General features: G+C 60.2%; 7 protein-coding genes. 1 reads left to right on the top strand and 6 read right to left on the bottom strand.

Going from position 1 to position 14,307, the window contains the following annotated elements:
• Positions 1-29 precede the first annotated feature (29 nt).
• Complete coding sequence (locus tag ABRP30_RS20725) at positions 30-1,403, bottom strand: TolC family outer membrane protein (protein WP_267817894.1); 1,374 nt, start codon at positions 1,401-1,403, stop codon at positions 30-32.
• Between the two features lie 470 nt (positions 1,404-1,873).
• Here ABRP30_RS20725 and ABRP30_RS20720 point away from each other — a divergent pair, with 470 nt between their 5' ends.
• Entirely contained in the window at positions 1,874-10,960 is a 9,087-nt protein-coding gene (locus ABRP30_RS20720; RefSeq protein WP_349974630.1) for a retention module-containing protein, read from the top strand.
• Positions 10,961-11,091: 131 nt separating this feature from the next.
• Here ABRP30_RS20720 and ABRP30_RS20715 read toward each other — a convergent pair whose 3' ends face one another.
• From ABRP30_RS20715 to ABRP30_RS20695, 5 genes are all read right to left on the bottom strand, one after another.
• Positions 11,092-11,349, bottom strand: coding sequence for a PAAR domain-containing protein (locus ABRP30_RS20715; RefSeq protein WP_349974629.1), 258 nt, complete (start codon positions 11,347-11,349; stop codon positions 11,092-11,094).
• Positions 11,346-12,149, bottom strand: a complete 804-nt coding sequence (locus ABRP30_RS20710; protein ID WP_349974628.1) for a DUF6708 domain-containing protein — start codon at positions 12,147-12,149, stop codon at positions 11,346-11,348. The genes ABRP30_RS20715 and ABRP30_RS20710 overlap by 4 nt, the downstream gene beginning before the upstream one ends.
• A gap of 147 nt (positions 12,150-12,296) precedes the next feature.
• Positions 12,297-13,238: a DUF6708 domain-containing protein gene (locus ABRP30_RS20705; RefSeq protein ID WP_349974627.1), complete on the bottom strand. Its 942-nt coding sequence runs from the start codon at positions 13,236-13,238 to the stop codon at positions 12,297-12,299.
• A 177-nt stretch (positions 13,239-13,415) separates the two neighbouring features.
• The gene (locus ABRP30_RS20700) at positions 13,416-13,610 is read right to left on the bottom strand and encodes a PAAR domain-containing protein (protein WP_349974626.1); all 195 of its coding nucleotides are present in this window, start codon (positions 13,608-13,610) and stop codon (positions 13,416-13,418) included.
• A complete protein-coding gene (locus ABRP30_RS20695) occupies positions 13,607-14,287 on the bottom strand; it encodes a DUF6708 domain-containing protein (protein ID WP_349974625.1) in 681 nt (226 codons plus the stop codon). The genes ABRP30_RS20700 and ABRP30_RS20695 overlap by 4 nt, the downstream gene beginning before the upstream one ends.
• Between the last annotated feature and the right edge of the window lie 20 nt (positions 14,288-14,307).

Raw genomic sequence — 14,307 nt, 5'->3', positions numbered from 1 at the left:
GTACTGCGTGCCAGTTGCGAGCGGCTGGCTCAACGCATGTCAGGCAACCTGGCCTCGGTGCGTACGTCGTTGTTGGCAATGGCCTCCGGCGGCAGCGAAATACGCTGTTTGCTCAGCAGCTCACCCATGGTCGCCAGCACCCGATACATCGAGTACTCCTCGGTGTAACGCACCTCGGTGTAACGACGGTTGGCGTTGTAGAGCTCATTCTCGCTGTCGAGCACATCGAGCAGGGTGCGTTGGCCCAGGCCGAACTGGTCCTGATAAGCGGCGCGCACACGCTGCGTCGTTTCTGCGTACTCGCGGGCGGTAGGGGTCTGCTTACGCGCGTTGTTCATGGCGTTCCAGGCCAGGCTGAGGTTTTCGGTCAGCTCGCGCAACGCGTTGTTGCGGATGTCCAGCGCCTGGTTGATCTTGTGAGCGTCGGACTGCAGGCGGGCCTTGTCGCTGCCGCCGCGGAACAGGTTGTAGGTGAGTTCTACGCCGGCCTGCCAGTCGTTGTTGCTGTGGCCTTTTTCACCACCGAGGTTGTTGTTGGCGCCGGTGGCCAGCACCGCGTCCAGGCGCGGGTAGAACGGTGATTTAGCCACTTCGTACTGCTGCTCGGCGGCGTTGACGTCGGCCTGGGCAGATTTCAGGTAGGGGTTGTTCTGGCGCATGCCTTCGCGCGCCTCGTCCAGCGTGCCCGGCATTTGCACCTTGACCGATTGCGGGCCTTCCAGCTCATCCGGCAGGCGGCCGACCACGCTGTAGAAATTGGCTTCGGCATCGGCCAGGTCGACCTCGGCGGTGTCCAGATTGTTTTCTGCCAGAGCCCGGCGTGCGCGGGATTGGTCAAGGTCGGCAGTGCTGCCCACGCCCCGCTCGCTACGCAGGCCTATCTGGTCGCTGACGCGCAAGTGCGCCTGCAGGTTGTTCTTTGCCAGGGTCACCAACTCGCGGCGTTTGAGCACTTCCAGGTACACCTCGATCGCGCGCAGGGCGACATCTTGGGCGACGGCCTGTGTGTAGTAGGCGCGGGAGGTCGCTACCGCCTCGGTACGCCCCACTTCGTTGGCGGTGTTGAAACCATCGAAGATCATTTGCCGAAGACGCAACTCCGACTGGGTGTAGTTCAGGGTTTCTTTGTTGTGGTTGCGCGTACCGTCAGGGTTCAGGCCGCGGGTGTTGAGGTTGTCCGAACGCTGCCTGCCGTACCCGGCTACCAGGTCGACGGTTGGGTAGTAGCCGCCACGGGCGAATTTCACGTCCTCGTCGGCGGATAACCGGCTGTTACGGTTGGAGCTTATTTCCGGGTGGTAGTCCACGGCGCTCTGGACGGCCTCGGTGAGTGACATCGCCTGAACGTTGGCGCACGCCATGGCCAACAGAATTGCACTGGTGATGGGGTTGAAAACGCGCATGGGGTACTTCTCCCTGATCTCAAAATGGTCCTGCTATTCGCCAAAAAAATGACGATTTTTTTAGTTAAAACCGTTTCATGTTTGTAACAACAGAGCTAAGAACATTTAGCGCGCGAGCTAAGAAGATTTTTTCATAAGCCCTATGCGAAAAAAAACTTATGCGCTCTATCGAAACCAAGACATTGTTTTACCCAAGTGATTTGGGAAGCCGCTGTAGCCTGCGAGTTTCCTGCATCGCAAAGAGTTCCAGAGTTTTTATGGCTAAGGACGTGGGGTAGGTAGGTAAAAGCGGAATTTGGCGACAAAAATTTGGCATCGACTGATGGCAAATTCACATTGTTACTATCGCCAAATCAGTGACCTTCGCGCACGATGCTCACGGTTGAGACAATCGGACGAACGCGAAGCCGTTGACCTCCCTCTGCCATGTTGTTGGCTGTGTAGCCAATCGGTTAGGGAGGCGTGCGCTCATGGCTAAGTCAGTCGGTGTGGTCAGCAAGGTGGTGGGGCAGGTATTCGCCGTTGGCAGCGATGGCAGCCAGCGTCTTCTGATCGAAGGTGACCGCCTGTACGCGGGCGAGCAGCTGCAAACGGGTGTCGCTGGCGCCGTGGCTGTGCGCTTGGATAACGGCGCCGAGCTGACACTCGGCCGCGATAGCAGCCTTGTGATGACCCACGAACTCTTGGCTAACCAGCCAGCCCACGTTCAGACGCAGGATGTTGCGCCGAGCCAGGCGCAATTGAGCGACGTCGAGCGTATTCAGCGGGCGATTGCCGCCGGCGACGACCCCAGTGTCAGCACTGAAGCGCCTGCCGCTGGTAATGGTGGCAACGGCGCGCCAGGGGCACTGGGCGGTGGCCACAGTTTTGTGATGCTTACCGAAGTGGCGGATCGGGTTGACCCGGTGGTGGGCTTTCCCACGGCTGGCTTCAATGGCATTCCTGAATTGGCCAACCGCTATGTGGGTGACGAATTTGGCGCTGACAACGCAGGCAACGCGGGCTTGCCGCCCAGTCCGCCGGAGCAGCCAAATCCACCCGTCACGCCCATCGATGAAGACCGCCCGGTAGAGCTTTCCGGGTTGGACGTGAGCCCTGGCGAGCTGACGCTGGATGAGGCCAATCTGCCCCTGGGCTCGGCCAGCGACCCCGCAGCCCTGACCCAGCAAGGCAGCTTTACCGTGCTGGCGCCAGACGGGGTGTACAACCTCAGTGTGGGTGGCATCAACGTGGTGACGGCTGGTGTGGTCACCGGTGTTGGCCAATCGATAACCACAGGCCTGGGCAACACCCTGACCATCACCGGGTATAACCCTGCCACGGGCGTGGTGAGCTACAGCTACACCCTGAGCGGTGCCGAGCAGCACGTCGACGGCGCGGGCAACAACTCCCAGAGCGAACATCTCCGGGTACTGGTCAGCGACAGTGACGGCGATGTCGCCCAAGGGTCGCTGGACGTGGTCATCCGTGACGATGTGCCCCAAGCCGTGGATGACAGCAATGCGGTTGCCGCCACCGAACAGCACACCGCACTGACCGGGAATGTACTGGGCAACGACATACAGGGCGCCGACCGTGTGCCGGGTGGCCCGGTAATCGCCGGGACCTTCACCGGTACTTACGGCACCTTGGTGCTCGCCGCAGACGGTTCCTACACCTACACGCTGAACACCAGCGACCCGGACTTCAAGAACCTGGGTGGCGGCGGCCAGGGCGTGGAGAGTTTCAACTACACCATCAAGGACGCCGACGGCGACACCAGCAGCGCGACGTTGACGCTGAACGTGACCAACCTCAACGACCCGGTCTTGCTCGATGGCCTGGGTGTGCAGGGTGGCGAGCTGACGGTCTACGAGAAAAACCTGCAGGACGGCAGCGCACCCGATGCCGGCGCCCTGACCCAGCAGGGCACCTTCAAGGTCACTGCACCAGACGGTTTGCAAAGCCTGAGCGTGGGTGGCATCAGCGTGATCAGTGGTGGCGTGGTGGCGGGCTTCCCGCAGTCGATTGTCACGCCTGAAGGCAACACCCTGACCGTGACCGGGTATGACCCGGCGACGGGCGTGGTGAGCTACAGCTACACCCTGACGGGTGCAGAGCAGCATGCCGACGGCGCGGGCAGCAATTCGCTGAGCGAGCACTTCCAAGTGATCGCCAAGGATGTCGATGGCAGCACGGCGACCGGCAGCCTGGATGTGACCATCCGTGACGATGTGCCCCAAGCTGTGGATGACAGCAACGCTGTTGCGGCCACCGAACAGCACACCGCACTGACCGGGAATGTACTGGGCAATGACATACAGGGCGCCGACCGTGTGCCCGGTGGCCCGGTAATCGCCGGGACCTTCACCGGTACTTACGGCACCTTGGTGCTTGCTGCAGACGGTTCCTACACCTACACCCTGAACACCAGCGACCCGGACTTCAAGAACCTGGGTGGCGGCGGCCAGGGCGTGGAGAGTTTCAACTACACCATCAAGGACGCCGACGGCGACACCAGCAGCGCGACGTTGACGCTGAACGTGACCAACCTCAACGACCCCGTCTCGCTCGATGGCCTTGGCGTGCAGGGTGGCGAGCTGACGGTCTACGAAAAGAACCTGCAGGACGGCAGCGCACCCGATGCCGGCGCCCTGACCCAGCAGGGCACCTTCAAGGTCACTGCACCAGACGGTTTGCAGAGCCTGAGCGTGGGTGGCATCAGTGTGGTCAGCGGTGGCGTGGTGGCGGGCTTCCCGCAGTCGATTGTCACGCCTGAAGGCAACACCCTGACCGTGACCGGGTATGACCCGGCGACGGGCGTGGTGAGCTACAGCTACACCCTGACGGGTGCAGAGCAGCATGCCGACGGCGCGGGCAGCAATTCGCTGAGCGAGCACTTCCAAGTGATCGCCAAGGATGTCGATGGCAGCACGGCGACCGGCAGCCTGGATGTGACCATCCGTGACGATGTGCCCCAAGCTGTGGATGACAGCAACGCTGTTGCGGCCACCGAACAGCACACCGCACTGACCGGGAATGTACTGGGCAACGACATACAGGGCGCCGACCGTGTGCCGGGTGGCCCGGTAATCGCCGGGACCTTCACCGGTACTTACGGCACCTTGGTGCTTGCCGCAGACGGTTCCTACACCTACACGCTGAACACCAGCGACCCGGACTTCAAGAACCTGGGTGGCGGCGGCCAGGGCGTGGAGAGTTTCAACTACACCATCAAGGACGCCGACGGCGACACCAGCAGCGCGACGTTGACGCTGAACGTGACCAACCTCAATGACCCGGTCTCGCTCGATGGCCTTGGCGTGCAGGGCGGCGAGCTGACGGTCTACGAAAAAAACCTGCAGGACGGCAGCGCACCCGATGCCGGCGCCCTGACCCAGCAGGGTACCTTCAAGATCACTGCACCAGACGGTTTGCAAAGCCTGAGCGTGGGTGGCATCAGTGTAGTCAGCGGTGGCGTGGTGGCGGGCTTCCCGCAGTCGATTGTCACGTCTGAAGGCAACACCCTGACCGTGACCGGGTATGACCCAGCGACGGGCGTGGTGAGCTACAGCTACACCCTGACAGGGACAGAGCAGCATGCCGACGGCGCGGGCAGCAATTCGCTGAGCGAGCACTTCCAAGTGGTCGCCAAGGATGTCGATGGCAGCACGGCGACCGGCAGCCTGGATGTGACCATCCGGGACGATGTGCCCCAAGCTGTGGATGACAGCAATGCGGTTGCCGCCACCGAACAGCACACCGAATTGACCGGGAATGTACTGGGCAATGACATACAGGGCGCCGACCGTGTGCCCGGTGGCCCGGTAATCGCCGGGACCTTCACCGGTACTTACGGTACCTTGGTGCTCGCCGCAGACGGTTCCTACACCTACACCCTGAACACCAGCGACCCGGACTTCAAGAACCTGGGTGGCGGCGGCCAGGGCGTGGAGAGTTTCAACTACACCATCAAGGACGCCGACGGCGACACCAACAGCGCGACGTTGACGCTGAACGTGACCAACCTCAATGACCCGGTCTCGCTCGATGGCCTTGGCGTGCAGGGCGGCGAGCTGACGGTCTACGAAAAGAACCTGCAGGACGGTAGCGCACCCGATGCTGGCGCCCTGACCCAGCAGGGCACCTTCAAGGTCACCGCACCAGACGGTTTGCAGAGCCTGAGCGTGGGTGGCATCAGTGTGGTCAGCGGTGGCGTGGTGGCGGGCTTCCCGCAGTCGATTGTCACGCCTGAAGGCAACACCCTGACCGTGACCGGGTATGACCCGGCGACGGGCGTGGTGAGCTACAGCTACACCCTGACGGGGGCAGAGCAGCATGCCGACGGCGCGGGCAGCAACTCGCTGAGCGAGCACTTCCAAGTGATCGCCAAGGATGTCGATGGCAGCACCGCGACCGGCAGCCTGGATGTCAACATAGTCGACGATCTGCCTCAGGCTCATGACGATCACACCGCCGTGGATAAAGGCGGTGTGGTGTACGGCAATGTGATGTACAACGACGTGGTCGGTGCCGATACACGCGGCGACGGCCAGCACGTGGTCGGCGTGCGTGCCGGCAGCGATACCTCCACGTCGGCTATCGGCCAGCTCAATACCCAGGTCAACGGCCAGTACGGCTACCTGATCATCGATGCCCAGGGCAACGCTGAGTACCACTCCAACCCCAGTGTCGTTTCTCCACGGGACGCTGTAGACACCTTCGTCTATACCATTCGCGACGCCGATGGCGACGAAAGCACCACGACCATAACCGTGAATGTGCACAATTCGTTGATGGCCTGCGAAGACCGTGACATTACGGTTTACGAGAAAGCCCTGGACCTGCAAAAGGACGGTAACGACCTGGCCGCCGGCAATGTCACAGGCAGCGAGCCGGGTTCGAGCCAGGAAACCACATCCGGTACATTGGTCGGCTCAGCCAGCGGCGGGGTAGGTGCGCTTACCTACACACTGGTCGGAAATGCCGTAGGCCAGTACGGCCAGATTCAGCTCAACGCTGACGGCTCCTACACCTATACGCTGACTTCGCCGGCGAACTCCCCGAACCCTGCCAATGACGGCGCCAATACCGTGACCGAAACCTTCACCTACCAGGTGCAGGACTCCCTCGGCAATTCGACCACCAGTACCATCGTCATAACCGTCGTCGACGACGTGCCCACCGCCAACAGCGATTTTGTCAGCGTCTTCAAAGGCGACGTGGTGCGCGGCAACGTGATGTACAACGACGTGGTGGGCGCCGATACCCGCGGCGACGGCCAGTATGTGGTGGGTGTGCGTGCTGGCAGCGATACCTCCAGTTCGGCCATCGGCCAGCTCAACACGCAGGTGAACGGCCAGTACGGCTACCTGACCATCGATGCCTATGGCAACGCGGAATACCATTCCAACCCCGCTATCGCCTCTTCCCGGGATGCCATCGACACCTTCGTCTACACCATCCGTGACGCCGACGGTGACGAAAGCACCACGACCCTCACCGTCAATGTGCACAACGGTCTGATCGTCTGTGCTGACCGTGATGTGACCGTGTATGAAAACGCGCTGGACTTGCACAAGGACGGTAGCGACCTGGCGGCAGGCACGGTCACCGGCAGCAACCCTGGCTCGACCCACGAAACGGCGTCCGGCACGCTTACGGTCGGTGGGGTGGGCGCGTTGACCTTTACCCTGGTGGGCAATGCCGTAGGCCAATACGGCCAGATCCAGCTGAACGCGGATGGCTCCTACACCTACACGCTTACCTCGCCCGCCAATTCGCCCACCCATGCCAACGATGGGGCGAATGCCGTGACCGAGACCTTCACCTACCAGGTGCAGGATTCGCTGGGCAATTCGGCCATCAATACCATCGTGATCACCATCGTCGACGACGTACCCACCGCCAACAGCGATTTCGTCAGCGTGGACAAAGGCGATGTGGTGCGTGGCAACGTCATGTACAACGACGTGGTCGGTGCTGACACCCGTGGCGACGGCCAGTATGTGGTCGGCGTGCGCGCCGGCAGCGATACTTCGACCTCAGCCATCGGCCAGCTCAACACCCAGGTCAATGGCCAGTTTGGCTACCTGACCATCGATGCCTACGGCAATGCCGAGTACCACTCCAACCCCAACGTTGCCTCGCCGCGTGATGCCGTCGACACCTTCGTCTACACCGTCCGCGATGCCGATGGCGACGAAAGCACCACCACCCTCACCATCAACGTGCACAGTGCACTGATGACCTGTGAGGACCGCGATGTGACGGTGTACGAGAAGGCCCTGGACCTGCAAAAGGACGGCAACGATCTTGCGGCAGGCACGGTTACGGGGAGCGACCCCGGCTCGCCGCAGGAAACAGCTGCCGGCACCTTGGCCGGCTCCACCAGCGGCGGCGTTGGCGCGCTGACCTACACCTTGGTCGGCAACGCTGTAGGCCAATACGGGCAGATCCACCTGAACGCAGATGGCTCCTACACTTACACGCTTACCTCGCCCGCCAATTCGCCCACCCACGCCAACGATGGCGCGAATACCTTGACGGAAAGCTTCACCTACCAGGTGCAGGATTCCGCCGGCCATTCGACCACCAGCACCATCGTCATCACCATCGTCGACGACGTGCCCACCGCCAACAGCGACTTCGTCAGTGTGTACAAGGGCGACGTGGTAAGCGGCAACGTGATGTACAACGACGTGGTCGGTGCCGACACCCGTGGCGACGGCCAGTACGTGGTCGGCGTGCGCGCCGGCAGTGACACCTCCACGTCTGCCATCGGCCAGCTCAACAGCCAGGTGCATGGCCAGTATGGTTACCTGACCATCGATGCCCAGGGCAATGCCCAGTACCACTCCAACCCGGATGCCGTGGCACCGCGTGATGCGCTCGACACGTTCGTCTACACCATTCGCGATGGCGATGGCGATGGCGACGAGAGCACCACGACCCTCACCATCAATGTGCACAACCCGGCGCTGCAGCCGTGCGGTGACGGTGGCGTGTGGGTGTACGAGAACGCCCTGGACCTGTACAAGGATGGCAACGACCTAGCGGCCGGCAGCGTCACTGGCAGTGACCCCAGCTCAACCCGCGAGACTGCGTCCGGCAGCCTGGTCGGGCAAGTCGCTGGTGGCGTGGGGGCGTTGACCTACACCCTGGTCGGCAATGCCGTCGGCCAATTCGGCCAGTTGCACCTGAACGCTGACGGCTCCTATACCTACACGCTGACCTCGCCGGCGAATTCGCCAACCCATGCCAACGACGGCGCCAATACCGTCAGCGAATCCTTCACCTACCGGGTGGAGGACACGGTGGGCAACTGGACCACCAGCACGGTCAAGATCACCGTCGTCGATGACGTCCCGCAGGCCCATTGCGACTTTGTCAGCGTGGCCAAAGGTGACATCGTGCGCGGCAACGTGATGTACAACGACGTGGTCGGTGCCGACACGCTGGGCGACGGCGCCTACGTGGTCGGGGTGCGCGCCGGTCATGACACCTCCAGTTCGGCGGTTGGCCAGCTCGGCAGCCACGTCTACGGCCAATACGGCTACCTGACCCTCGATGCCCAGGGCAACGCGGAGTACCACGCCAACCCCAATGCCGTGGCGCCGCGCGACGCGATCGACACCTTCGTCTACACCCTGCGCGATGGCGACGGCGACGAAAGCACCGCCACCGTGACCATCAACGTGCACGACAAATCGCTGCACCCATGCGGCGATGGCGGCGTCACCGTGTTCGAGAAAGCCCTGGACCTCAACAAGGACGGCCATGACCTGGCGGCCGGTAGCGTCAACGGCAGTGACCCAGGTTCGCCAGCGGAAACCGCCTCAGGCAGCCTGGTCGGGCAGGTGGGGGGTGGAGTGGGGGCACTGACCTACACCTTGATCGGGCACGCCGTCGGCCAGTACGGCCAGATCCATCTGAACGCAGACGGTTCCTACACCTACACGCTGACCTCGCCAGCCAATTCGCAACCCCACGCCAACGATGGCGCCACTACCGTTAGCGAATCCTTCACCTACAGGGTCGAGGACACGGTGGGCAATTGGACCACTAGCACAGTCAACATCACCATCGTCGACGACGTACCGCAGGCCCATTGCGACACCGTGAGTGTCAGCAAAGGCGATGAGGTGCGGGGCAACGTGCTGTACAACGACGCCATCGGTGCCGATCTGCCCGCCGACTGCGGCTACGTGGTGGGCGTGCGCGCCGGCCATGACACCTCCACTTCGGCCATCGGCCAGCTGGGCAGCCATGTGGCAGGCCAGTTCGGCTACCTCACCCTGGATGCCCAGGGCAACGCGGTCTACCACTCCGACCCGAACGTTGCTGCGCCGCGCGATGCCATCGACACGTTCGTCTACACCCTCCGCGATGGCGACGGCGACGAGAGCACCGCGACCATTACCATCAATGTGCACGACAGCTCGATGTCCGAATGTGCTGACGGCTATGGCAGGGCGCAGGGGCAGCGGGTGATCGATCGCGGCGCGTTCACCCTCGATGCCAGCAGCATGACTGCAGCGTTGGTGGTGCTCGGCTACCTCGGCGCCACAGGCGCGGCTGCGGCGCAAGGCAATGCCGAAGAGGTGATCAACGTTAGCCTGCGCAAGGGTGAGACCCTGCAGCTCGACCACGACCAGCACGATGGCAACCTGGCGCTGCAGTGGAAGGACGCCGGTGGCGGTTACCAGCCCATTGCCGCCGGTGGCAGCTTCACCGCCAGCCATGACGGGGTGTACAGCATCCATGCCAGCGACCCGACGGGGGCGGGCAAGGCGGGCGAAAGCTACAAGCTGAGCCTGGTCGTGGACTATGCGCAGGCCGCGGCGCCGCACCTCAATGGCGGCAGTGAGCACTCCGCTGCGGGCATTTCCAGCCCGGTCGACATCGCTTCGCTGCAGGCGCCTGCACCTGCCGGCGATGAGCACGACGGCCACACTGCCAACTACGCACAGGCCAAGGCCGCGGTAACAATCGACCTGAGCCATGAAGGCGCGCAGGACACCGGTGGTGCCGGTGTGGAGACCTTGAACGGCATCCACAACCTGGTCGGCTCGGACTACGGCGATACCCTCATCGGCAACAGCGCCGACAACGTGCTCGACGGCGGCGCGGGCAATGATGTGCTCAAGGGTGGGGGTGGCAACGACATCCTGATCGGCGGGCCGGGCAACGACAGCATGACCGGCGGCAACGGTAACGACACGTTCGTCTGGCAGAAAGGCGACACTGGCCATGACACCGTCACCGACTTCACCCCGGGCAGCGATAAGCTCGACCTGTCGCAACTGCTGCAGGGGGAACACGGCACCGCCGCGTCATTGGACGACTACCTGCACTTCAAGGTCAGCGGCACAGGGGCCGATGTGGTCTCGACCATCGAGGTCAGCAGTGTGGCGGGCGCTGCGCCGGTACAGACCATCGACTTGGCTGGCGTAGACCTGGCTCAGCATTACGGGGTGTCGGCAGGGGCAGGGGGAGTGGTATCGGCGGGGCATGACACGGCGACCATCATCAACGGGATGCTGGATGACCATTCGTTGAAGGTGGATACAGTGTGAGGTGTCCGGACGTGCGTTGAACGGGCTGGCCTCATCGCGGGCAAGCCCGCTCGTACAGGGTTGCCGCTGGCCTGTAGGAGCGGGCTTGCCGCGATCAGGCCAGCACTGAGGACCCAAAACACCAAGCCCAATCACCCAACTAGCCAGTCACTATCGCCCTCGACCAACATCCCATCGTGGTCCGTCCGATCGCCTTCGCGTGCGACCTCTTTGCCCTCGATCAGATAACTCGCCGAACCACCGGTGATCACCGCACCACAACTGATGCGGTCGCCCACTCGGGCAACGGCCTTGCTATTGAAGGTGTAGTCGGCGCTGCCTGTTTCCACTACGCCAATGCCATGTATCGGGCAATCATGGCGGTGACCTACCAGGACGACGGGATTCATGGGTGTTCTCCTTGGGCGGGGGCGGTGCGGGATTCCAGGTCCATTTCGGGGGGCCATTGGACTTTGGGGGCTAGACGGTCGAACGGGTTGGAAAAGTTTTTTGTGTTCCAGTCAACGGAGCTATGCACGAACGCTGGAATAGCTTCGATACCGTCCTGCATGAAAAGCTTCGCAAGCTCCCAGTACTGCTTACCCTGTTCGAGATCACAGGAAAAGAATACCCGGTCGATTACCTCATCAGTCTCCGGGTTGCGAACTGATAACAGGATGTTTTCAATGAGTCCGCCGGCCCCCATGGGTCTGTAGATACGATAGACCTCTGCCGTAAGATCATCCCAGTTGTAGGCGACAGGTTTAACTCCCCAATTTTTTCTGCCTAAAGGGAGAAGTCGATCAAATCGGTATTGGTAGAAGTATACCTTTCGACGAGCCCTGTTGAAGCGAATAGGTTCGTTGTGCGGTGTTTCTATTTCCATTCTTATGTATGGGATCATGGCCCAATAACAAAACAGGTGTGTGGAAATGCCGACTCCAATAGTGTCCAATCTAATTTCTGATGGTGAGATCAATAATTCCAGTATCGGCGGAAGTGTCACGAATAAGCTCAGTAGCGTTATTATGATTCCTGTTACAATCCAATAGCCTCTGATTCTTATCGTCCTTCTGGTGAGCTCCAGGTAGATACTATTAACATGGTTGGGTGGTATGTCCAGTTGAGCGGTGATGCCATCCGTTTTGGCTGGAGTGTTTGGGCCGGGTAAGTTGTAAATCCTACCCCGTGGGCGATAGACTTCTGGCATTAGATGTAATCCTGAATTGTGATCTCGGCGTAACTGTTCGGGCTGTCGCAACTGCTGTAGGGTGAACGCAGAACGGCCGCGTCATTGGACGACTAGCTGCACTTCAAGGTCAGCGGCAGAGGGGCAATGTGGTCTCGACTATAGAGGTCAGCAGCGTGGCGGGAGCTGCGCCGGTGCTCGCGCAACGGCCTTGTCATTGAAGGTGTAGTCGGCGCTGCCTGTTTCCACTACGCCAATGCCATGTTTTGGGCAGCCATGGGGGTGATCTACCAAGACGACGGGATTCATGGTTGGTTTCCTTGGGCGGGGGGCGGTGCGGGATTCAAGGTCCATTTCGGGTGGCCATTGGACTTTGGGGGCTAGGCGATGAAAGGGGTTGCGCAGATCATCACTGTTCAAGTCCGTAGGCGCGTGGGTAAATGTTGGGAGGGCGTCCGGGCCTTCCTGCATAAAAATTCTCGCAAGTGCCCAGAATTGTTTGCCCTGTTCAATATTACCGGCGAAAAAAACGCGGTCGATCACTTCGTCGGTGCCAGGTTTGCGGACTGAGATCATGACTTTTTCAACTCGCCCACCGTATCCCATTGGGGCAGTAACACTATAGACTTCGGCGGTAAGCTGTTCCCAGTCGTAGGCAACAGGTTTAACACCCCAGTCTTTCCGACCAAAGGGGTGAAGTCGATCAAATCTGTATTGATAGAAATAAACCCTCTGGCGGCGCCTGTTGAATCGAATAGGCTCGTTGCGAGGGTATGTAAGGTCCATGCGTATGTATGCAAATGTGATAAAGAAAACAATTGCGTAATAGGTTGTAAAAATGAGTAGGTCACTAACGTCTACTCTGGTGGGGGAGGTGAATTCTTCGTAGATGAAGTAGACGAGCATCATTAAACCCACGAGCATGAGTGAGCCGCCTACAATAGGGTTGTAGCCTCTGAATTTGAATAGGGATCTCGGAAGCTCAATGTATATCGAGTCAACATGGCTTGGTGATGACAGAAATTCTTCTGTCACTGGGCGAAAATCTAAAGGGGTGGACGGGTCGGGTAAGTCATATTTCCAGCCGAAAGCTCTTCCGGGCAACGTCATATGTTAACTTCCTGTGGTTAAATTTCGGCCTATGCACTTGGGATGTCGCGCTCTGGCAATAGGTCAAACCTCGTCGCGGCCAAGCCCGCTCGTAAAGGTTTGTCGCTGGCCTTAGAGGCGGGCTTGCCCGCGATGAGGCCAGTAATGGCGACCCCCATCGTAGATCGTCTGATCTCCTTAGCATTCGACCTCTCTGCCCTTGATCAGATAACCCGCCGAACCATCAGTGATCAGCGCACCACTACTGATCCGGCCGCCCACTCGGGCAACGGCCTTGCCATTGAAGGCGTAGTCGGCGCTGCCTGTTTCCACTACGCCAATGCGATGTTTTGGGCAGTCATGGCGGTGATCTACCAGGACGACGGGATTCATGGTTGTTCTCCTTGGCCGGGGGCGGTGCGGGATTCAAGATCCATTTCGGGGGGCCATTGGACTTTGGGGGCTAGGCGTTCGAACGGGTTGGAAGAGTCTTTTGTATTCCAGTCAACGGAGCTATGCACGAACGCTGGAATAGCTTCGATACCCTCCTGCATGAAAAGCTTCGCAAGCTCCCAGTACTGCTTCCCTTGTTCGAGATCACAGGAAAAAAATACCCGGTCGATTACCTCATCAGTTTCCGGGTTGCGAACTGATAACAGGATGTTTTCAATAAGTCCGCCGCCCCCCATGGGTCTGTAGATACGATAGACCTCTGCTGTAAGATCATCCCAGTTGTGAGCGACAGGTTTAACTCCCCAATTTCTTTTACCTAAAGGGTTAAGTCGATCAAATCGGTACTGGTAGAAGTAGACCTTTCGACGAGCCCTGTTGAAGCGGATAGGTTCGTTGCACGGTGTTTCTATTTCCATTCTTATGTATGGGATTATGAGCCAATAACAAAAAAGGCATGTGGAAAGGGCGATTGCAGTCGTTTCCAAGGCTGTTTGTGACGGTGAGGCCAATGCTTCCAGGGTCGCCCAGCCTATTACGAAGAGGCTCAGTGGCGTCGTTATGATCCCTGTTAGAATCCAGTAGCCTCTGATTCTTATCGTCTTTCTGGTGAGCTCCATGTAGATACTACTCACATGGG

This window comes from Pseudomonas sp. WHRI 8519, from assembly GCF_040224055.2.
Taxonomy (GTDB): Bacteria; Pseudomonadota; Gammaproteobacteria; order Pseudomonadales; family Pseudomonadaceae; genus Aquipseudomonas; species Aquipseudomonas putida_X.
This window is presented reverse-complemented; position numbering and strand designations above follow the sequence as displayed.